Annotated in this window: 15 protein-coding genes and 1 pseudogene; 11 read left to right on the top strand and 5 right to left on the bottom strand. The window is 41.1% G+C overall.

Annotated elements, in window-relative coordinates:
• Positions 1–20: 20 nt before the first annotated feature.
• The 4 genes from TPSD3_RS07650 to TPSD3_RS07665 all read right to left on the bottom strand — a co-directional run bounded on the left by TPSD3_RS07650 (position 21) and on the right by TPSD3_RS07665 (position 7120).
• Positions 21–479: an NfeD family protein gene (locus TPSD3_RS07650; RefSeq protein WP_086487979.1), complete on the bottom strand. Its 459-nt coding sequence runs from the start codon at positions 477–479 to the stop codon at positions 21–23.
• Between the two features lie 90 nt (positions 480–569).
• Positions 570–2999, bottom strand: coding sequence for a response regulator (locus TPSD3_RS07655; protein WP_086487980.1), 2430 nt, complete (start codon positions 2997–2999; stop codon positions 570–572).
• Between the two features lie 230 nt (positions 3000–3229).
• Positions 3230–4261, bottom strand: coding sequence for an IS630 family transposase (locus TPSD3_RS07660; protein WP_086486662.1), 1032 nt, complete (start codon positions 4259–4261; stop codon positions 3230–3232).
• Positions 4262–4348: 87 nt separating this feature from the next.
• Positions 4349–7120: a methyl-accepting chemotaxis protein gene (locus tag TPSD3_RS07665; protein ID WP_086487981.1), complete on the bottom strand. Its 2772-nt coding sequence runs from the start codon at positions 7118–7120 to the stop codon at positions 4349–4351.
• Positions 7121–7280: 160 nt separating this feature from the next.
• Here TPSD3_RS07665 and TPSD3_RS07670 point away from each other — a divergent pair, with 160 nt between their 5' ends.
• The 11 genes and pseudogenes from TPSD3_RS07670 (at position 7281) to TPSD3_RS07720 (ending at position 22265) form a co-directional block, all read left to right on the top strand.
• Positions 7281–8507 (top strand): ABC transporter substrate-binding protein, encoded by a 1227-nt coding sequence (locus TPSD3_RS07670; RefSeq protein ID WP_086487982.1) that lies wholly within the window; start codon positions 7281–7283, stop codon positions 8505–8507.
• A 20-nt stretch (positions 8508–8527) separates the two neighbouring features.
• Positions 8528–9442 (top strand): TraB/GumN family protein, encoded by a 915-nt coding sequence (locus TPSD3_RS07675; RefSeq protein ID WP_086487983.1) that lies wholly within the window; start codon positions 8528–8530, stop codon positions 9440–9442.
• 247 nt (positions 9443–9689) lie between these two features.
• Positions 9690–10721 (top strand): IS630 family transposase, encoded by a 1032-nt coding sequence (locus TPSD3_RS07680; protein WP_086486669.1) that lies wholly within the window; start codon positions 9690–9692, stop codon positions 10719–10721.
• Between the two features lie 67 nt (positions 10722–10788).
• Positions 10789–11712, top strand: a pseudogene (locus tag TPSD3_RS07685) (RNA-guided endonuclease InsQ/TnpB family protein); the annotation flags it as partial.
• A gap of 264 nt (positions 11713–11976) precedes the next feature.
• Entirely contained in the window at positions 11977–14649 is a 2673-nt protein-coding gene (locus tag TPSD3_RS07690; protein WP_086487984.1) for a CHAT domain-containing protein, read from the top strand.
• Entirely contained in the window at positions 14650–14844 is a 195-nt protein-coding gene (locus TPSD3_RS07695) for a hypothetical protein (protein WP_086487985.1), read from the top strand. It begins immediately after the preceding gene.
• Positions 14845–15066: 222 nt separating this feature from the next.
• Positions 15067–15720 carry a type II restriction-modification system restriction endonuclease gene (locus TPSD3_RS07700; RefSeq protein WP_086487986.1) on the top strand — a complete coding sequence of 218 codons (654 nt, stop codon included), beginning with the start codon at positions 15067–15069 and terminating at the stop codon, positions 15718–15720.
• Between the two features lie 6 nt (positions 15721–15726).
• A complete protein-coding gene (locus TPSD3_RS07705; protein ID WP_176329782.1) occupies positions 15727–17217 on the top strand; it encodes a DNA methyltransferase family protein in 1491 nt (496 codons plus the stop codon).
• Positions 17218–17256: 39 nt separating this feature from the next.
• Positions 17257–20541, top strand: a complete 3285-nt coding sequence (locus TPSD3_RS07710) for a CHAT domain-containing protein (protein ID WP_086487987.1) — start codon at positions 17257–17259, stop codon at positions 20539–20541.
• Positions 20542–20556: 15 nt separating this feature from the next.
• Positions 20557–20886 (top strand): hypothetical protein, encoded by a 330-nt coding sequence (locus tag TPSD3_RS07715; RefSeq protein ID WP_086487988.1) that lies wholly within the window; start codon positions 20557–20559, stop codon positions 20884–20886.
• Positions 20883–22265: a hypothetical protein gene (locus TPSD3_RS07720; protein ID WP_086487989.1), complete on the top strand. Its 1383-nt coding sequence runs from the start codon at positions 20883–20885 to the stop codon at positions 22263–22265. The genes TPSD3_RS07715 and TPSD3_RS07720 overlap by 4 nt, the downstream gene beginning before the upstream one ends.
• 261 nt (positions 22266–22526) lie before the next feature.
• Here the strand turns inward: TPSD3_RS07720 and TPSD3_RS07725 are convergent, their stop codons facing one another.
• The gene (locus tag TPSD3_RS07725) at positions 22527–23723 is read right to left on the bottom strand and encodes a ribonucleotide-diphosphate reductase subunit beta (protein ID WP_176329783.1); all 1197 of its coding nucleotides are present in this window, start codon (positions 23721–23723) and stop codon (positions 22527–22529) included.
• Between the last annotated feature and the right edge of the window lie 154 nt (positions 23724–23877).

The raw sequence follows: 23877 nt of genomic DNA on the forward strand, positions 1-23877 counted from the left end.
ACAGTATGCGCTCAAGCATTTTAATTTTCTGGTTGAGAATTGATCAATTCCACTTTGAGGCGCGCTCCTTCTACTGCGATCACTCTGACTTGCGTGCCTTCGGGGCAATCGGGGCCTTCAACGCGCCACGAGCCGTCGCCCACATGTATTCTACCTAAGCCATTGACAATCGCTTCTTGCACCAGAAAAGTTCGCCCAACGTACTCCATTCCGCGCACATTCAATTGAGGATGATCGCTACGCACAGGGTTTTTACTGAGATAAGTCCGAGTAATCACCATGCTCACAATCGCCCCCACACCAAACAGCAGCAATTGCACTTGAGAGGTAATTTCAAATAAAAACAGTAATAACCCCACCAAACCCGCCGCCACAGACAACCAGAGAAAAAAAGTCCCCGTCACAAATAATTCTAAAATTAAAAAACCAACGCTTAAAATCCACCAATGCCAATGATTTGGATCAAATGTTTCAACCATTCACTGTTAAACTCCCCAAGTTAAAATGCGATAATGTGTCAATTACTATAGCAAAAATTTGTGATATGCAGCAAAGTTATTTTTGCCCTATTATTTTTCTCTATTTAATCGGGAATTAGCGGTTAATCGTTGGTGAATTTCGATTAAAAGTTGTTCTTTTTCATAAGCTCCTTTAATAAAGGTATGTTGTGTCATTGCACTGAGCTGTACACTTTCTTCTGGAGTCAATTCCTTAGCAGTCAATATCACCACAGGAATAGAATTCCATGCAGGATTCTCCCGTAAATGGTGCAAAAATTCAAAACCATCCATTTCAGGCATCATTAAATCGGTCAAAATTAAATCAGGAATCTGCTGTTCTATTTGTGCCAAGGCGTGTTGACCGTTGCCTGCTTGTACCACATGCCAACCTGCCCGCGTTAAAATTTTCTCCATCATCTCTCGCGTCACCACATTATCTTCAACTAATAATACGGTTGAGGTTTGTTGTGGCTGGGAGTAACGCGCCAAAACGCTTTGCAATTGTTGACGACTCACGGGCTTAATCAAATAATCGTCTGCCCCTAATACGTAACCCAAGCGTTTGTTATCCACCATGGTGGACATAATGACGGGAATGTGTTGCAAATGGACATCGGCTTTTAATTGAGATAATACATTCCAACCATCCACTTCGGGCATCATCACATCCAATAAAATCGCTTTGGGTTCAAATTGTTGCGCTAATCGTAATCCAGTAATACCATTGTCCGCTAACAATACCTGATACCCCAAACGACGCAAATGTGTCTGCATTAATTCGCGCACGGTGGCATCGTCATCAATCACTAAAATTTCCCCTTTGTGGGAAACTTCTGGAGAAACAGGCGGCAAGCTCTGTGGTTCTAACGATTCGGGCGGAGGAGAAGCAAGAGGACTGGTTTTAATTAAAGTATTCTGTTTGGTGCGTGACAGATAAATTTCTACGTTGGTGGGTAATTCAATGGTAAAACACGAGCCTTTTCCATATTCACTAAGCACTTGAATACGTCCACCCATCATTTCTACAAAACGTTTTGTAATCGCCAAACCTAAACCCGTGCCACCGTATTTGCGGGTGGTGGAGCTGTCGGCTTGAGTGAAACTCTGAAACAGTTTTTTCTGCTGTTCTGGAGTCATGCCAATGCCATTATCTATCACTTGAAACTTGTACCAATTTATATCATGAAAATAAAGGCGTTCAATATGTAACGTAATAAATCCTTTTTCGGTAAATTTTGCCGCATTGCTAAGGAGATTCAATAAAACTTGTCGCACCCGTGTATGATCAGCCCGCATAATGATTAATTTTTCGCTGTCATTGGGGAGAACGACATTAAAATGGTTATTATTCTTTGATAACATGGGCTGCATGGTTTGAACTAATTCATTCACCAATTCGCGCACATCAAAATTTTCAAAAAATAAATCAATACGTCCCGCTTCAATTTTAGATAAGTCTAAAATATCATTAATTAAGCCTAATAAATGCTTCCCTGAATCTCGAATCTTTTTTAAATCTTGAGAGAATTCAATCAAATTTCTGTCATCGGCTTCTTCTAATAAGATTTCACTGTAGCCAATAACAGCATTTAATGGCGTGCGCAATTCGTGGCTCATATTGGCAATGAATTGGCTTTTGGCGAGATTGGCTGATTCAGCGTGTTGTTTGGCGAGTTGTAATTGTTGCGATTGGGCGAGAATGTGGCGATTTTGTTCCGTCATTTCTGCGGTGCGTTCGCGCACTTTTTGTTCTAAATCTTGGGTGATTTGTTGCTGCAATTGTTCATTTTCTTTTAATTGCGCAATCAGAGCTTTTTGTGCTTTGAGTTTTTCTGTTTCGCTGGTTTCAATGGTTTCAATTTGATGAGAGATAACATTTGCCGCAGGACGAAAAACAAATAAAGCCTCAAATAATAAAACCAATAAGGTAATGATCATTAAAATAAACTCAATTTCTTTGAGCGAATTCACACGCGTATTGGCTTCCGTGTCGTATTGAAAAGTAATGCTATTCATCCATTTAAGAAATTCTCCCTCATGTGACAAAATAGTTTGTAATAATTGTGGCGGAATAGGTTGTTGATTTAAGGCAATAATCGCTTGTGCAGCGTGATGTATAGCGATGTAATGTGGCGTTAATTGACGAAACATATCATTCACCGCCACACTGTTTTCATGATCCAATAAACCCAATTCCTCATCACCATATTGTAACGCCAAATGTGACTTTTCCCATAAAGATAAACTTTCTTTAAATAGGCGCATGGTTTGTTTAAATTGTTCAGCGTCGGGAGCTTGTTCTAATAACAAAGCAAATTTAGTGATGCGCTGACTGAGCATCCGTTGCCGCCCTGAAATATTAATAATGCGAGAATCATTAGATTGCACTTCTAAAGTGTTGTGAATTAGATATTGACTGGTCAGCGTCAATAACGCAATTAAAGACAAGGCGAAAATATAAGTTAATGTCAGTTTTTTATGAGAATCTTTATAGATCATATCAATTTGCCAGCAATTATTCGGTTAATTTTTGAACAAAATTTGAACGAAACACGGCTTCTCTTTTTTAAAAGAAATTTGCGTGACAGATATGTTGATATTTATAAATTGTTGTGCCAGAAACTATAATACAATTACAGTCTCTGGCGTGGGGCGAGAAGGGGTTGATGTATTAACTACTATACCAAAATTATGTGAGATATAAAAACAAATTAAGTTCTAATATCTAGCTAGATATTAGGTATAAGATACTGTTTAATTTTATTAAACTTAAACACTTTACCTGACAAAAAGGTCTCAAACATACTAGTGACTTCTTTAAAGCTTGATAGACGATGAAAATTCTTTCTGACCCAATTCTTACCTTGAAGCCAAATATCCTCGACTGGATTTTGCTCTGGGGCATTGGGCGCAAATCTTAATAAACGAACTTTCCATTCTGATTCTGGAAGTCCCCCATTTAATTTCTCTAAATAAGTTCTTAAACCTTCAGAACGATGATAACTTGCACCATCCCAAATAATCACATGACGGGCTTCTTTATATCTGTAAATGAGCCAGTTAATAAAGTCTATCGTATATTTTGTATCAGCTTTCTTTGCCCTATCTAAAATAAATTCTCCCGTATAAATATTCACCGCTCCATACCACGTTTGAGAAGTGCGATAATTACTCATCTTTATTGACGTTCTTTCTCCTTTTTTCGACCAAACATAACCACAAATATCTCCCCACAACTGATGGCTTTCGTCTTGCATCCAGTACATTACCTCTCCACTTTCTATCTGTTCACGCTCCTTATCTATTAAATCCTTAATCTCTTTTTTTTTAGCTTCTACTTTTACCTCATCTTTTGCCGAATTCTCTTTGTGTGTCTTCTTATAACTTAAATTCGCTTCTTCTAATAATTTAGTATAAGAAGTATTTGAAGAATAGAAAACATCATACTCCTCTTTTAAGTATCTCTTTAGTTCCTCTATTGTTATTGTCTTCTTTTCTTGTATCCAATTAATCACATCTTCTCGTTCACGCGGCTTTAAATACCCTGGCGAGCCTTTATACGCTAACTTTAATCCTTCCACCCCTGACGCTAAATAAATGGCTTTCCATTTATCCACAAATTGCACACTGACACAACACGCTAAAGCCGCTTCCGCACGCACAAAACCAAGCAAAGACATTCTTACTGCCATCGCTCGCTTCACTTCTCTCGCTTCACCTGTTGACATTAACTCTTCTAAATCTTCATATCTCTTGTTCATTATTCTCTCCTATTTAAAAAGTATTATTATACGACTCTGAAAAAATTGGTATATAGCAAATATTGGGTGATATGTGATATGTCAGAATTAAAAATCTTCCCACCCGTCTTCGGTGACGGCTTTAGGTGATACGGTGGGTTTGGCGGGTTTTTTCGGGGTGTGATGCGCTTTTTTCGACAACCGAGAAGTGCGAGAATTGGACGCGGCAACAGCAGAATTGTTCTCATTGATCAGGTCTACATAGCGGGTATTGATGACGAAAAAGCCCACTTGTTCGCGTAAACTTTGCGATTCGTGACTCATAGACTCGCCCGCAGCGGTGGCTTCTTCAACTAAGGCTGCGTTTTGCTGTGTCATTTCGTCCATTTGTGCGACGGCTTTATTGACTTGCTGAATACCAGAAGATTGCTCCTGACTGGCGGCGGCGATTTCGGCAATAATGTCGCTTACTCTTTTGACCGCCGTGACGATTTCCGTCAATGTTTCTCCCGATTGATTGACTAAGGCAGTGCCTTCTTCTACTTTGTTGACGCTATCGCGGATCAAATTCTTGATTTCTTTGGCCGCCGTTGCGCTACGTTGGGCTAAATTACGTACTTCAGTAGCAACCACCGCAAAGCCGCGTCCTTGTTCGCCTGCGCGTGCCGCTTCTACCGCGGCATTTAAGGCTAATAAATTGGTTTGAAAGGCAATATCATCAATCACACCAATAATATCCGCGATTTTCTTGCTGCTGTCGTTGATTTTCGCCATCGCCACCACGGCATTATTGACCACTTTACTGCCTTGTTCGGCATAGGTGCGCGCACTAGAAGCCAATTGAGTGGCTTGGCGTGCATTATCCGCGTTTTGCTGCACCGTGCTGGTCATTTCTTCCATGCTGGCTGCGGTTTCTTCTAACGATGCGGCTTGCTCTTCGGTGCGTTGACTGAGGCTGATGTGGCCTTGCGAAATTTCCTCAGCCGCTTGATTCACCGCGCTGGCACTTTGTTGGATGGTGATCATCACTTCATTGAGCAAGCGAATAGTGGTATTAATATCTTGTTTTAACTGATCCAATGAACCTAAATAATTGTTTTCAATAGTCAGTGTTAAATCCCCTTTAGACAAGGCCGAGAAAACGGTCATTAAATCTTTAATTGCCAGTTCGTTATAATCTAAAATCTGATTTAACGCTTCAGCGAAACTACGGAAAAATCCTATTTTATTTTCCAGATCAATTCGACCTGAAAAATCACCTTGTGAGGCGGCATGAATCACGTGATTAATCTCTTGTTCAGTAGAAACTTCAATCGTGCGATCTTTAAATTCTTTGACAATCGCCAATTGCTGTCCTTTCTGATTAATCACGGGCGTGGCAAAATATTCAATATTAGCCATGCTTAAATCTAAACGGGCATGTTCACTGCCTTTTAATTGGGCTAATAAACGACGGTGCGCTTGTGGGTCTTTATGCAACACATCTACCGATTGATTCAGTAAATTATCCGCACGGAAATTGGGAAGTTCACGCATAAAGGCGGGTTCTTGTTCTTTAAACAGGCGTTGTGCGGCTTTATTCAGGTAGATAATTTTATAATCATTATCAGCAATTAACACGCTGGTGGTGACATTATCTAACGCCTCGTTAATGCGCAATGCGGCTTCGGCCATGGTTTGTTCTCGCTCAATACGTTCGCGCAATTGTTGCTGCATATTGTCCAACACGTGCAGTAATTGCCCTGTTTCGTCTTGATTTTCAATGGCAAATTCATTGTTCAAATTGCCTTGTGCGATGGAATTGGCTACATTCACCGCTTTGTCTAAACTCAAATTCACCCCACGCAATAAAGTGTAAGCAAAAGACAGGGCAATTAGCACTAACACCAATGTAGAAACGCTAATTAAAATTAATTCAATATAAGCCAATTCTCCCGCTTCTCGTGTCGTTTCGGCAACATATTGGCTTAATGCCACTTCGAGTTTATCTAATAAATCAATTTGTGCCGTTTTTGTTTCATACCAATAATCAGATATATCGATTGTTTTGCCTTGTGCATTTTCAACAGTTAAAGGTAAAATACCATCCACACTGGCCGCATAAGCCATTTCTCGCAATCGCTCCATTTCTTTGACTTGGGGATGCTCAAAAATCTGTTCTAATTCTGCCTGTTGTTCAGGAGTCATATAGCGTTTAGCACCACTGTCTAAATAAACGCCTTGCTCTGCCACCAAGCGAATAAAATGTTTATAATCACTCGGTTCAAAGTAACGCTGTTTAAATGCCTGCACTAATAACGAACGTTCTAATGCCGATTTTTCTTTAGCAGCCGCTACATTGAGACGCGCTAATTCCAGTCTGAAAAAACTGGCATATTTTTGATCTTTCACCAGATAAGTAAGCAATTCAATTAGACTTTGGTTAATCTTAGAATAACCGTCAAAAGCCTGTGCTTGGGTGGCTTTCAAATCGGCAACTTGCTGACGTAATGCAGTAACAGTTTCAAAATGAGGCTGTAATTCATTAAGTACCATTTTCGGCGTTTCATTTCCGCCTTGCAACATGGCTTCGTTGTATTCTTTCTCTATGTCTGAAATCAGTTTTACCGTATTAGCAATGCGCTGATTCAGTTCGTCTTTGCGATCTGTTGATGGCGTTCGCAGGTAGAATAACGAAAACATTCGCTCATGTTGTAAGCGATAAACCAATTCGGTCACTTTTAACGACAATCGGCTATTTTGTTCCAGCGTTTTCATCTGGAAATAAAATTCAGCCTTCTCAAAAACCAGTACCGATGCAAAATAAATTAATCCCGCAAAAGGAAAAAAAAGCATTAACATCAGTTTGTGTTTGATCTTTAAATCACGGATGAGTTTCATCACATTGTCTCCATTGAGGGTGATATTGGCAGACCTGTTGGAATTGGGGGGACATTCGCTATGGCTCTATTTTACTTTTTACAAGATAATAAACAATACTAAAATGAGTTTATGCGAACGCATTATTTTATTTTTATCCTTTTTATGAGGTGTCGTCATCATGAAAAACAATTTACTACAGGATTCGACTCGTCGTCATTTTTTACGCGAGGCGTTGACGGTTGGGGGTTTGGGGCTATCGGGTCTCATGACTTCTCCGTTGTTGGCGAACACGTTAGATAATACAAGTAAAACAGAACCTGTAGTGAAAATTGGTTATTTACCTATTGCTGATGCTACCGCATTATTGTTAGCAGAAACACAGGGTTACTTGCAAGAGGAAGGCCTAGAAGTCGCGGTGCCGGAGCGAGTCAACAGTTGGACGGCATTGGTGCGGGGGTTTTTTAGTGGCCGCTATAATGTGGTGCATTTTTTAAACCCGATTCCCATTTGGTTACGTTACCATTTTAATGTTCCGGTAAAAATTGTGGCGTGGGCGCATACCAATGGATCGGGTGTGGTCACTGCGCCACATTTGAATGCGCGTACTTTTACCGATTTGGGTGGTAAACAAGTGGGTGTTCCCTATTGGTTTTCCATGCACAATATGGTTTTACAAATGGGTTTACGCCATGCCGGTTTAACGCCCGTGATTCGTCCTGCTAAAGCGGCTGTGGCTGCGCATGAGGTTAATTTAAGATTATTGCCGCCGTCGTTGATGGTGTGGGCTTTACAGGCGGGAAATCTTGACGCTTACATTGTGGCCGAGCCACATAATGCCAGTGGAGAAATACAAGCGGGAGCGCGGTTATTGCGTTTTACAGGAGATATTTGGCGTAATCATCCGTGTTGTGTGGTGTGTATGGATGAGCGTGATACTAAAGCCTATCCGCAATGGGCGCAAAAAGTGGTTAATGCGATGGTGCGGGCGCAAATTTTCGCCCAAAACAATAAAGCCGACATTCCTAGAATTTTATCGCAAGAAGGACGGAATTATTTACCCGTTCCCACGGATTTATTAGACAAAGCCATTAACCATTATTCTGAAGACGAAACTTATTTAAAAACGGGCGCAATTCGTCATCATGATTGGGGATCGGGACGTATTGATTTTGCACCATGGCCTTATCCTTCTGCGACTCGTTTAATTGTGGATAATTTAAAGCAAACATTAATGGGTCATGCGGATACTCGTTTTTTACAGCAGTTGGACAGTGAATTTGTGATTAATGATTTGGTAGATTACGATTTTGTGCGTACGGCAATGCAGCGTTATTCGGGTTGGGAAGATGCGCCGGGGATTGATTATGCGAATCCTTTTGAGCGAGAAGAGATGATTGTGTTTTAATTGATTTTAAGGATAATGGCATGTTTAATGTGAAAAGTATAGTGGCTCTCTTATTTTATTTTATTATCTTGAGTGTATCGGCTAAAGATATGTCGATAAGAACAGAGCCAACGATTGATGTTGAAGATCGGAATTTGACGGGCATTTTTTGGGAAATTCGTTATCCTAATGTGTCGCCCAGTTATTTACTCGGCACCATGCACACGGAAGATCAGCGTGTCACGCAATTATCTGATGTGATTTGGCAACGTTTTGAACAGGCGGATAGTGCTTCTTTTGAAATTCTCATGGAAGCTGGGCAGTTATTGCAAAGTGTGCAATTAATGTTCTTAGACAGCGGACGTTCTCTTAAAGATATTGTCGCTAATGAAGCGCATTATGACATATTAATTTCTCGTTTAGAAAAACGCGGAATTCCTGAAATAGCTTTACGTCGTTTAAAACCTTGGGCAGTGATGGTCACAGTGAGTATGCCTGAAACTAAAACAGGCGAAATTTTAGATTTAATGTTATTTCAACAAGCCAAGTTATCCAGTAAAGCAGTTTACGGTTTAGAATCGGTTAAAGAGCAGTTAGGTTTTTTTGATGCGTTGACCACGGATGAGCAGTTAATTTTATTAGAAGAAACCTTGAATCAATTGGAAGAAATGCCTGATTTTTTTGAGCAGTTGCACGAGCTTTATTTAAAGCGGAATTTAGGGGAAATGTTAGCATTTTATCGAGAGGGTTTGGCTAAATCGGAATATACCGAATTAATGGATAAATTTCATCATGGTTTGGTTTCTGAACGAAACAGCCGTATGCTGACGCGAATGCTGCCACGTTTACGCGAGGGCAATGCGTTTATTGCGGTGGGTGCGTTGCATTTACCGGGCGAAGGGGGATTGTTGGATTTATTGCAACAACAAGGGTATGTGGTGGTGGGAGTTCATTAAGAATCAGCTAAGTACCTACGAAAATAATCTGGAATGTCCGCATTTCTACTCTCCCTCTTGCTATACCCAAAAGATAGAATTTACAGACACAAGAATTTTCAAAATGGATTCTTGCAAGTCGTTTGTTTTTTATCGGTTTTTTATTCTTTAATTCTGAAAATCCTAAAATTCTGTAAATTCTGATTCTGACAGAATATACCAATTTTTTCAGAGTCGTATAATAATACTTTTTAAATAGGAGAGAATAATGAACAAGAGATATGAAGATTTAGAAGAGTTAATGTCAACAGGTGAAGCGAGAGAAGTGAAGCGAGCGATGGCAGTAAGAATGTCTTTGCTTGGTTTTGTGCGTGCGGAAGCGGCTTTAGCGTGTTGTGTCAGTGTGCAATTTGTGGATAAATGGAAAGCCATTTATTTAGCGTCAGGGGTTGAAGGATTAAAGTTAGCGTATAAAGGCTCACCAGGGTATTTAAAGCCGCGTGAACGAGAAGATGTGATTAATTGGATACAAGAAAAGAAGACAATAACAATAGAGGAACTAAAGAGATACTTAAAAGAGGAGTATGATGTTTTCTATTCTTCAAATACTTCTTATACTAAATTATTAGAAGAAGCGAATTTAAGTTATAAGAAGACACACAAAGAGAATTCGGCAAAAGATGAGGTAAAAGTAGAAGCTAAAAAAAAAGAGATTAAGGATTTAATAGATAAGGAGCGTGAACAGATAGAAAGTGGAGAGGTAATGTACTGGATGCAAGACGAAAGCCATCAGTTGTGGGGAGATATTTGTGCTTATGTTTGGTCGAAAAAAGGAGAAAGAACGTCAATAAAGATGAGTAATTATCGCACTTCTCAAACGTGGTATGGAGCGGTGAATATTTATACGGGAGAATTTATTTTAGATAGGGCAAAGAAAGCTGATACAAAATATACGATAGACTTTATTAACTGGCTCATTTACAGATATAAAGAAGCCCGTCATGTGATTATTTGGGATGGTGCAAGTTATCATCGTTCTGAAGGTTTAAGAACTTATTTAGAGAAATTAAATGGGGGACTTCCAGAATCAGAATGGAAAGTTCGTTTATTAAGATTTGCGCCCAATGCCCCAGAGCAAAATCCAGTCGAGGATATTTGGCTTCAAGGTAAGAATTGGGTCAGAAAGAATTTTCATCGTCTATCAAGCTTTAAAGAAGTCACTAGTATGTTTGAGACCTTTTTGTCAGGTAAAGTGTTTAAGTTTAATAAAATTAAACAGTATCTTATACCTAATATCTAGCTAGATATTAGAACTTAATTTGTTTTTATATCTCACATAATTTTGGTATAGTTTAAGCAAACAATTAAATGCTATTAAACATATTGAATTCCCTTGGATGTTAGAAGTGACTAAAAATGCCCCACAAAAGGCAATAACTCAATTAGGTGAGGCGTTTAAACGTTTTTTCAAAGGAGAGGCAAATTATCCAAAATTCAAGAAAAAAGGTATCCATGACTCGTTTGGCATCACTAATGACCAATTTGTGCTGAATGATACATTAAATCGTATCAGAATTCCTCGTTTGGGTTGGGTACGTTTGCAAGAATCGCTAAGATTTAACGGTAAAATATTGTCTGCAACTATTTCACGGCAAGCAAACAAGTGGTTTATCAGTATTGCTGTTCAAATAGATGATTATTCTCACCTCCGCAAAGCTGAAAACCAAGGCGTTGTGGGTGTAGATTTGGGCATTTCATCTTTGGCAACACTGAGTAATGGTGAAGTAATTACAGGTTCTAAACCATTGAAAACTCTAATTTCTCGACTCAAAAAACTGTCAAAATCTTTGAGCAGAAAACAACAAGATTCATCTAACTGGTACAAAGCTAAAGCAAAATTAGCTACATTACACGCTAGAATAAGCAATGTTCGTAAAGATACTCTACATAAGCTCACCAGTAATTTAACCAGACGATTTTCAATCATCGGAATTGAAGATTTAAATGTAAAAGGCATGTTATCGAATGGTAAATTAGCGAGAAGTATTGCTGATATGGGCTTTTATGAATTCAAGCGGCAATTGCAATATAAAGCACAAATGCGTGGTAATTTGATTGTTATTGCCGACAAATGGTATCCATCTTCTAAAACTTGCTCTGCTTGTGGTGGGATAAAACAGGATTTAACCTTGAAAGACAGAGTTTTTAAATGTGAATGCGGTCATGTCCAAAACCGTGATTTGAATGCGGCTATCAATTTGGCCAATTATGCGGTGAGTTACACCGTTTAAGCCTTTGGAGAGGAAGGCTCTGGCTTTAAGCAATATGCTTTGAGTGAAACCATCCTCGGTGAATTAGGAATTCAATACCAGACCAATGCACAACTATTTGTGGAAAGATTTGGGTAAATTTGAAGTAACGATTAGGCGATTTGCGAGTTGCTATTGATTCAGATATGGCTACTTCTGAAACTGAGGCTGAACAAAGCCAATTAGATATACATAGAACGGCTATAAAATGCAGTACTAACCACACACACCGCAGGGGATTTGGAGATGAATGAGGAATTACAAAAAGCATTAATGGCACTGATGCAGGCTATACAGAATGATAACCACGCAGAAGCCATGTTAATTATACTGCAACACCCTGAATTATTAGAGATAATTCAGCAAATGCAGCAACAGCATGAAGAAGAACAAAACCCGCTCAGGTCGCTGAGCAACCAAGCCCAAAGCGCAGAGCAACGCTACTTGCAACGCGGTGACGTGAGCGGCTTAGATGAAGCAATTGATTATTGGCAACAGATTCTGCAACACCCTGATTTTTCCAAGCAAGACGAGGAATTGCAACTGGGGGTTTTGAATGACAGCGCGGTAACTTATTGGTATCGCTATGGGGCAAAAGGCGTGATACAGGATTTAGACCGCGCATTGCAGACCTGGCAAGCCTTGGTGAAAAAACTGCCCAATGATTCGCCCTATTTACCTAGGCTGATTAGCAACTTAGGTGCTGGACTAAGCAACCGCTATGCCCGCTTAGGGGAGTTAGCGGATTTGCAAGCGGGGATTGCAGCTTACCAACAAGCCATCGCCCACACCCCGCCCGACTCTCCGGATTTGGCGGCTATGTTCAACAACTTGGGCAATGGACTGACGGACCGCTATTCGCGCTTAGGGGATTTAGCGGATTTGCAAGCAGGAATAAAGGCTTACCAACAAGCCATAGATCAGACCCCGCCCGACTCCCCGGATTTGGCGGGTCGGCTCAACAACTTAGGTGCTGAACTCACCAACCGTTATACCCGCTTAGGGGAGTTAGCGGATTTGCAAGCGGGGATCGCGGCTGCCCAACAAGCCATCGCCCACACCCCGCCCAACTCCCCAGATTTGGCACGTCGGCTCAATGGCTTAGGTTTGGGACTCACCAACCGCTATGCCCGCTTAGGGGACTTAGCGGATCTGCAAGCGGGGATTGCGGCTTTCCGACAAGCCCTAGACCACACCCCGCTCGACTCCCCTGATTTGGCGCGTCATCTCCACGGCTTAGGTGCTGGACTGCGTGACCGCTATGCCCGCTTAGGGGAGTTAGCGGATTTGCAAGACGGCATTGCGGCTTACAAAAAAGCCATCGCCCACACCCCGCCCGACTCGCCTGATTTGGCGCGTCTGCTCAACAACTTAGGTTTGGGACTTAGCGACCGCTATGCTCAGTTAGGGGAGTTAGCGGATTTGCAAGCGGGGATTGCGGCTTACCAACAAGCGATTGAATTGGCTAAAAAAGGTTCACTGGAAGACTTGCTGAAGCATTCCCGCAATTTTCTCCTCTGGGCATTTGAACGCGACAGTTGGCAGGAGATGGCAGCGGTTTATCCCAACATCCAAACTGCCAGTCAACACTTGATGGAAAAGCAATTATTGCGTGAACAGCAGGAAGCCTTTTTAACCGAAACCCAAGGGCTGGCGGCGAGAATGGCGTATGCCCGTATTCAAACCCAGGATTTGGCGAGCGCGGTGGAAGTCTTAGAACAAGGCGTGGCGCGTTTATTAAGCGCGGCATTGGCGGGCGATAACACCGATGTCAGCCCATTGCAGCAGGCACACCCCGATTTGTATGCGCGCTATAAACAGCAGCGGCAAACCGTGCGCCAAGCACAACGCGATTATCAAAACGCCGATGCCGCACAACGCGAGGCAGCACTTAAACACTGGCAAACCCAAGAAGCCGCGTTTAAGGCGGTGTTAAGCGAGATTCGACAACAGCCCGCGCATGAAAATTTCTTGACCATCCCCACCGACATCCAGCGGGTGTATCAAGCTGCGCACAGCCGCCCGCTGGTGTATCTTTTCGACACGCCCAAAGGCGGTTACGCATTGCGGGTGTTGCAGCAGGACATACAAGCCATTGCTTTGCCTGAATTGAGTTTTGAAAAATTGCAAGCGCAGGGGAATAAGTATTTCGAGGCTGATTTTAACGCCCACACCCAGCAACAAGCATGGCATCAAGCGATTGAGGATTTAAGCACTTGGTTATATACCGCCATCATGCAGCCGCTGTTGCCACAGTTACCCCGCGCATTCACTTTCATTCCGATTGGTTACTTAAATCTATTCCCGCTGCATTTGGCATGGACAAAAGAAAATGGCACGCGCCACTATATGGTGGATAAATTCACCATTAATTATGCCCCTAATGCACTGGCTTTAGTGAATGCGCAAAAATCGGCAATTTTACCATCTGATAATTTATTACTGATTAACGAACCTAAACCCGTAGAGGCAAGCGAATTGCCCAGTTCAATAATGGAAAGCATCGCCATTAAACAACACTTTAAACAAAATAGAGAACTCCCTCATGAACAAGCCACCGTTTCTGCGGTTAAAGAAGCCTTGAATAATTCCCCTAATGTGTTGCATTTTACCTGTCATGGTGGCGCGAATGTGCAGAATCCTTTAAAAACAGGTTTATTAATGGCGAATAATGAAATGCTCACTGTCGCCGACTTTTTCCAAGCCCAATTACAAGCGCGCTTAGTCAGTTTATCCGCTTGTCAAACGGGAGTTATTGGCTTTAAAAAGGCAGAAGAAGTGGTGGGTTTGCCGACCAGCTTATTGCACGCGGGCGCGGTGGGAGTATTGGCTTCGTTGTGGTCAGTAGAAGATGCCTCGACAGCGTTATTGATGACACGCTTTTACCACAACTTTATGCAGCAAAAACAAGCCCCGTAAGTGGCTTTGCAGAAAGCGCAATTGTGGCTGCGCGAAGCGAATAATCAGGAGATTTACGATTGGTTAAAGCCTGTGTTAAGTCAACTGGGTTCATCTTATCGCCTCCGATTTCACCAAAACGCCAACAATAAACCACTGGAAAAACCTTATCAAAGTGCTTATTATTGGGGGGCGTTTTATTATACGGGAATTTAATTGTTGAGGCTAAATAAAGGACAATAATACCAAAATTAAGTCATTCATAAAATTTTTTCTGTCAGAATCAGAATTTTAGGATTTTCAGAATTAAAGAGTAAAAAATCTATTTACAAGAGTCAATTTTGAAAATTTTTTAATTCTGTAAATTCTGATTCTGACAAAATAAGGATTCTATGAGTCACATCTTTTTGGTAAATTTCAATTAAACTACAAAAATATATGAAACCTATTTTAACAATTTCCTCTTTACAGCAAGCGGCTGCACAATTTGCGGCTATTGAAACATTGCATCATGAACCCTCACTCTACGGCATAACCGATGGGAAAGCAGTAGGCACTTATCTTGAGCATAAATTTGCTGATTTTCTTTTAAGTCAATATGGATATCTACGTGGTAATTCTGCATCTGGAATTGATTTTCCTGAATTGGAAGTTGATATAAAAGTAACCAGCATTAAACAACCACAATCCTCTTGTCCTTTTAAATCTGCGGCTCAAAAAATATTTGGTCTTGGTTATCATTTGCTTATTTTTGTTTATGATAAAATGGATAATAGCGACAATAAAACCAGTCAATTAAATATGCAACACACTATTTTTATTGAAAAAGAATATACCGCAGATTTTCAAACCACAAAAGGAATCTTGGATATATTAACAAGAGATGGAAATAAGGATGATATTATGGCATTTCTTATGGAGAGAAATTTACCCATAGATGAAATTGGCGCAGATCAACTGGCTGATAAAATTCTACAATCTCCCCCAAATCAAGGTTATTTAACCATTTCAAATGCCCTTCAATGGAGACTCCAATACAGCCGCGCCATTCAAAACGCTGGCACTGTATCAGGAGTGCTTAAAATTCGCTAAAAATCAATGCCTACAAAATCAATTCATCAAGCCCAATTTGGCGATTTTCAAACGCCTATTCCTCTTGCACAAAAAATTGTCTCGATTTTAAAAAAAAATCATCATCTTAACCCAGATATTATTATTGAACCCACTTGCGGACAAGGGGCATTTATTTTAGCTGCTTATCAAGCATTTACTCATGCCACTATTTTGGGTTTTGAAATTAATCCTGATTATGTGAAAAATAGTCAGCAATTATTGCCTGATAATAAACAAGTAATCGTTAAACAAGCGGATTTTTTTAATACCGATTGGGCAACTATTATCGCATCATTACAAGGCTATCTTTTAATTATTGGGAATCCGCCTTGGGTGACAAATAGCGCGTTAAGTGTTTTAAATAGCCAAAATATTCCTGAAAAATCAAATTTTCATCAACAAAAAGGCATAGAAGCCATTACGGGAAGCAGTAATTTTGATGTATCAGAATTTATATTATTACAACTGCTGCATTTATTCACCAAAAGAGATGGCACACTGGCTTTTTTGTGTAAATATGCCGTTGCGCGCAAAGTGATGCGGCGATTGCGGAAAAATACAATATATCGTCTTTTCTTCTCTATTTATCTGATTGATACTAAAAAATATTTTTCTGCTAACGTAGAATCTTGTTTATTGGTAGTCACCACAGATGCGGGTGATGTGGATTGTCAAGTTTACGCTTCATTAGACGCGCCACAACCCGACCGCTTTATTGGTCAGCGAGAGGGTGATATGGTCAGTCATCTTTATTTGTATGAAAAATGGCGACATTTAAGAGGAGAAGAATCGCATTATATATGGCGTTCTGGAATAAAACATGATTGCGCAAAAATTATGGAATTAGAACCCGTTAATGGGGGCTATAAAAATGGTTTAGGTGAATTTATCGAATGTGAAACAGATTATCTTTATCCTTTATTAAAAAGTTCTGACCTTGCGCATGGGGATATTGGTGTTTATCGAAAAGTGGTTATTGTGCCGCAAAAATTTGTCGGAGAAAATACCGCTGTCATTAAGAAAATCGCGCCAAAAACATGGGATTATTTAATAAGACATAAAGAATATTTAGCCAAGCGCAAAAGTGTCATTTATCAAAATAAGCCTGAATTTTCAATTTTTGGTGTAGGCGATTATTCATTTAAACCGTGGAAAATTGCTATTTCAGGATTATATAAAACTTTAAATTTTACTTTAGTCGGTACATTAGACGGAAAAACAGTATTATTTGACGATACAGTTAATTTTTTATCTTTCAACACGCAAGAAGAAGCGTTATTTATTTACGCATTATTAACTTCTGAACCCGCGCTTGAATTTTTTAACTCCATAATATTTTGGGATGAAAAGCGTCCCATTACGATACAGCTATTAAAAAGATTATCCTTAAAAGCCTTATCAAAAGAATTAGGCTTGTTTTCGCAGTATCAAAGGTGGACTGAACAAAGTCAATTGGATATGCTAGAATCGCGCTAAAACGTAATCTGAACCACACACACCGCAGGGGATTTGGAGATGAATGAAGAGCAAAATCCGCTTATGTCGCTACTTGAACAAGCCGAAAGCGCAGAACAACGCTATTTACAACACAACGATGTCAGCGGCTTAGATGAGGCGATTCATTACTGGCAACAAATTCTACAATCCCCTAATTTTCCAGCACAAGATGAGTATTTTCAACTAAGTATTTTAAATAACATTGCGGTAACTTATTGGTATCGCTATAAGGCAAGAGGCGTTATTCAAGATTCGGACACTGCATTGCAGGCGTGGCAAGCCTTGGTGAAAAAACTACCCGATGATTCGCCTTATTTACCCAGTATACTTAACAACTTAGACACTGGACTGAGAGACCGCCATTCGCGCTTAGGTAACTTAGGCGATTTGCAAGCGGGAATTTCGGCTTTTCAACAAGCCATTGACCACAGCCCGCCCGACTTCCCTGATTTGGCGACTATGTTCAACAACTTAGGCAATAGACTAACAAACCGCTATTCGCGCTCAGGTGACTTAGATGATTTGCAAGCAGGGATTTCGGCTTACGAAAAAGCCATTGCCCACACCCCACCCGATTCTCCTGATTTGGCTAGCCTGCTCAACAATTTAGGCAGAGGATTACGCCACCGCTATTTACGTTTAGGTGGCTTAGACGATTTGCAAGCAGGAATTTCGGCTTTTCAACAAGCCATTGCCCACATCCCACCCGATTCTACTGGGCTGGCTAAGTGTCTTAACAACTTAGGTCTGGGACTGACAGATCGCTATTTACGCTTAGGTAACTTAGGCGATTTGCAAGCAGGGATTGCGGCTCACGAAAAAGCCATTGCCCACACCCCACCCGACTCTCCTGAGTCGGCGACTATACTCAACAACTTAGGCGGTGGATTGCGCCACCGCTATTTACGCTTAGGTGACTTAGATGATTTGCAAGCGGGGATTGCGGCTCATGAAAAAGCCATTGCCCACACCCCACCCGACTCTCCTGAGTTGGTTAAGTGTCTTAACAACTTAGGACTGGGAGTGACAGACCGCTATTTACGCTTAGGTGACTTAGGCGATTTGCAAGCGGGAATTTCGGCTTTTCAACAAGCCATTGACCGCACTCCACCCGACTCTCCTGAGTTGGCTAAGTGTCTTAACAACTTAGGTCTGGGGGTGACAAACCGCTATTTACGCTTAGGTGACTTAGGTGATTTACAAGCGGGAATTTCGGCTTTTCAACAAGCCATTGACCACACCCCACCTGATTCCCCTGAACTGGCGGGTCGGCTCAACAACTTAGGCAGTGGACTGACAGACCGCTATTTACGCTTAGGTGGCTTAGGCGATTTGCAAGCAGCGATTGCGGCTTACGAAAAAGCCATTACCTACACTCCACCCGATTCCCCTGATTTAGCGACTATACTCAACAACTTAGGCACTGGACTGAGAGGTCGCTATTTGCGCTTAGGTGACTTAGGCGATTTGCAAGCAGCGATTGCAGCTTACGAAAAAGCTATTGCTCACACCCCACCCGATTCTCCTGATTTGGCGGGTTGGTTCAACAACCTAGGCAATGGACTAAGCGACCGCTATTCGCGCTTAGGTGACGACTTAGGCGATTTGCAGGCGGGGATTAAGGCTTATCAACGAGCTATTGAACTGGATAAAAAAGGTTCACTGGAAAACTTACTAAATCATTCCGTTAATTTGCTCAACTGGGCATTTGAACGCAGCAATTGGCAGGAAATGGAAGAGGTTTATCCTCAAATCCAAGCTACCAGTGAACAATTGGTAGAAAAACAACTACAACGCGAACACCAAGAGGCGTTTTTAACCGAAACACAAGGTATTTCCGCTGCAATGGCCTATGCCCGCATTCAGCTACATAACCCAGCGGGCGCAGTTGAAGCCTTAGAACAAGGCGCAGCGCGCTTATTAAGCACTGCGTTGGCACGCGACAATGCCGATATTAGCCAATTGCAACAGGATTACCCTGATTTGTATGCGCGTTATGAGCAACAACGCAAAGCCGTTAAAAATGCCCAACGCTTTTACCAAAATGCCAATGAAGAACAGCACAAAGCCGCTTTTGAGCAGTGGCAACAACAAGAAGCCCATTTTCAGAGCGTTTTAAGTGAAATTCGCCAACAGCCTGATCAGGAAAATTTCCTGAATATCGCCACCGATATTAACCGCGTTTATCAAGCTGCGGACACTCGACCACTGGTGTATGTTTTTTATACGGACAAAGGAGGTTATGCACTACGGATATTTAAAAAAGAGATACAGGCTATTGTTTTGCCTGATTTGACTACAGAAAAATGGCAAGAGCGATTTGATAAATACTTTAATGCCTACGATAACGCCCACAATAACCAAAAAGAATGGCAACAAGCCATTGATGATTTAACTGCGTGGTTATATACCGCGATTATGCAACCTATTGTGTCGCATTTACCCAGCACTGAATTCACCTTAATTCCGATTGGTTACTTAAATCTATTCCCGCTGCATTTGGCATGGACAAAAGAAAATGGCACGCGCCACTATATGGTGGATAAATTCACCATTAATTATGCCCCTAATGCACTGGCTTTAGTGAATGCGCAAAAATCGGCAATTTTACCATCTGATAATTTATTACTGATTAACGAACCTAAACCCGTAGAGGCAAGCGAATTGCCCAGTTCAATAATGGAAAGCATCGCCATTAAACAACACTTTAAACAACACACAGAATTTGCGCATGAACAAGCCACGGTTTCTGCGGTTAAAGAAGCCTTGAATAATTCCCCTAATGTGTTGCATTTCGCTTGTCATGGTGAAGTTGATTTTGAAAATCCATTAAAAACAGGTTTATTAATGGCGAATTATAAAATGCTCACTGTCGCCGATTTTTTCCAAGCCCAATTACAAGCGCGTTTAGTCAGTTTATCCGCTTGTCAAACGGGAATTATTGGCACGAAGAAAGTAGAAGAAGTGGTTGGTTTGCCGACCAGCCTATTGCACGCGGGCGCGGCGGGAATATTGGCTTCGCTGTGGCCAGTTAAAGATGTTTCAACAGCCTTATTGATGATGCACTTTTACCACAACTTTATGCAGAAAAAACAAGCCCCGCAAGCGGCTTTGCGGGAAGCGCAATTGTGGCTGCGCGAAGCGAATAATCAGGAGATTTACGACTGGTTAAAAAAGCCTGTGTTAAGTCAACTGGGTTCATCTTATCGCCTCCGATTTCACCAAAACGCCAACAATAAACCACTGGAAAAACCTTATCAAAGTGCTTATTATTGGGGGGCGTTTTATTATACGGGAATTTAATTTAGGAGACCGATCATGTCGCTACATCAGCAAATTATCCAACAATTTATTGACCAAAAACCTGCTGTCACTCCAGCCCAACAAACTGCATTATTGGCACACATTCAACCGTTTTTCGGCAGCGTAACCCATTTGGGCAATTTAGCCGATACGTTAGCGGATTGGTGTATGGACAATAACATAGACTTGGATTTGTCCGAAGCCACCCGCGCCGCAGGCAATCCCCCTGCTAAACCTGTGACTCCAGAAGAATATAAACGGTTAGTCGAAGGCATTATCAACGTCATCAACCCCCACCAAACCGTCGCCCAAACAAGCACAAATCAAGAAGGTAAAGCCAAATGATCGAATTCACCACCAGCAGCCTAACCCTATACGCCTACCAACTCGCCAGCGACACCGACACCGATCAACGCGCCGATGCACAGCAATTGTGGGATAACTTAACTGCTGTGTGTCAAAACGTGTTGCATTTGCCCGAATTGGCGCAATTCAAACGGCATTTTATATCCGAAAAAGGGCAGGATACCCGTTTTTTATCCCTATTTGGCGGTGAAAATCCCTCAAAAGCGGAACAAAACGAACACTGGCGTGCAAGAATAGTACCCGTGCGATTACATGATGTTTACGCGGTAGATTTCACCCTTTCCCCTGTCAATAATCCGCTTTCCCTCGCGCAATTGCACCAATTAAATCCAAAAGGCTGTTTATTACCGCAAACCATTAACGCCAATTTAGGACAAACTTTACTGCTTTATCTCCAGCCCACAACCGCGATTTCTATTGACGAGCCTTTTATTCGTCAGTGCATTGCCCAATTATGGCAAGACAGCGGAGAAACATCGCCTGAATTTGTGGTTAAACATGGCCGATTATTTGGCAGTTCTTTTTACGACTGCGTTTCCGTTTCTCAAGCGCAAAACGTCATCCCTATTCATTTAATTGTCTTCATCGGCGAAGAAAATCACGCAAAAACACTTGAATTAGCCCAAAAACACAACCTTATTTTAATGAAATTATTGGCCTCACGCCACAAAGTCGAATATGTCACCAGAAACGCCCAAATTAATTACAATGAAGCCCGCGAATTAGACAAATTATTAAAAGAAAAAAATAAAATTTTCGCCCAATTACCGCACAGCAAAACCGATAAAGTAGATCAACTCGAACAACTCCTGCAAGAATTGCCCAATGATGCCAAACAATTTGGCGATCATTTACGCGCCCTTAACGATCATCAATTTACCCTTACGGCTAATTTAAAAAATTACCACGATTTATTGACACAATTCCAAACCCTAACCGCGGACAATGACCTCCATGCGTGGCAAAATTTTTACCATTACGCCAAAGACATCACCGCGTTGCAACTGGATTTATTCAAAGGCTACTTATCCCCAACACAGCCCTTATTCCAAGAATTAACCCAAAATATTCAAGGTTTGTTACAAATCCAAACCTTAAAACACGAATTCGATAAACAAGAACGTTTAGAACGTTTAGTGGTAGTTATTGCTTCGACTTTAGAAAGTGCGGCGATTTCGGTCAAAGTGGATTATCACCATCATTTTGCACAGGATTTATTTGGACACTATTATTCCAACATCAGCGGAATATTCGGGGAACATCTAACAGGTATTTTTGCGCATTTAGGGGTGGGATTAGGGTTTGGTTTGCTGGCTTTTGGTATTTTATTTCTTTATCAAAAAACAAAGAAACATTAAAGCAAATTCCCTATACCAAAAAGATAGGGTTCGTAGAATCCTTATTTTGTCAGAATCAGAATTTACAGACACAAGAATTTTCAAAATTTATTCTTGTAAATCTTTTATTTTAAACAGATTTTTTATTCTTTAATTCTGAAAATCATGAAATTCTGTAAATTCTGATTCTGACAGAAAAAATTTTATGAATGACTTAATCTTGGTATAGGATGGGTAAGAATAAAAAAGTCAGGTTATCTTGTTCAAGAAAAAAATTGAGCATTAATCCCATTCCAAAGTCGTTCCGATTTGATAATCTCTGACCCGACCTTCAAAAAAATTCACTTCTTGCTTTACCTCAAACTCATTAAGCCAGGGCATAGGATGTTCAGAAATACCGTACATCGCGGGTAAATCGAAACTGCGACAAATATTATCCGCTAACATCTTGGCGTAATCAGTGTAACTTTTCACCGATAAACCCACAATTCCGCCATTGGGCATGGTCGCACGCGCAAAAGCCGCTTCTAACTCCACCGCTTCGTGAATAATATCCCGCACCCGATCCCGCATTTTGCCATCCCATAATTTGGGATTCTCTACAATAATCTGCCGAATTAACCAACGACCATTAATCGCGTGTAAGTTTTCATCGCGCCAAATATATTGATATTGTTGCGCCGTGTTTCTCAATTTGCCATTTCTGGCCAACGCAAAAACTTGAGAAAATCCACACGGGAAAAATAAATATTCAAAAATATAATAGCTAATTAAATCCTCTAATAACGCTCGATTCTTTTCATAAGAACCTATCGGCGCATCACAAGAAACAACGTTGTTAGTAAATTGCAAATTCCAGTTTAATTTTTCGATTAACTCAGGAATTTGCTGATACAATTCAAAAATCTGTCCTTGCCCTTTTTCATCCAAACCAAAAGATTCCAAAATGAAAAAATAGGACTCGATATGATTGGCTTCTTCCGCCATTTGCCAACGCAAATATTGCCGCATTTCATTGGCGGTAATGTTTTCTAAAATGGCGTGATTTAAATTATCGGGAACAAGATTGTCCGAAGCGGTTAAATAACTGATGTTGGTTTTAAATAACCACATTTCATCTTCGGTTAAACGTCCAGTATTCCACTGAACCTTGTCGTCGCCCATAGAAATGTCATTCGGCAGCCAAAAATTATTACGTGCGGATAAAAAACGTTTCCGTACTTCTGTGTATTTCAGCGGCACGGGTTGGCGCGTGTCGTAATCTTGACCGCCGATAATTTTAATGGCTGAGGCATTTAAGTGCTTACCAATTCTAATTTTCGCCAAAGTCGGACGAGTCGCCGCAGCAACGGGAGTCATTACCCGCTCTGGCGGCGTAATCACGCACGTTGCAGCCACCGCAGGCCGCGCCGCAGCCACCGTGCTTGCTGACTTGACAGAAGGGCTTGTCGGCTCTTGAAACAAGGGATCATGTTGCATTCGCATATTCTCCTAAAACCCACGTGGGAATGGACACAACTGGGTCAGTTTTTAAGAAAAAAAACAGGCAGTCGGTTGATTTTTACACCATCATACCGACATAAAGCGGATAAAATCTCGCTATTTTATGAATTTTGAGTCATTGACTTTAATT

It is taken from the genome of Thioflexithrix psekupsensis (assembly GCF_002149925.1).
Lineage (GTDB): Bacteria > Pseudomonadota > Gammaproteobacteria > Beggiatoales > Beggiatoaceae > Thioflexithrix > Thioflexithrix psekupsensis.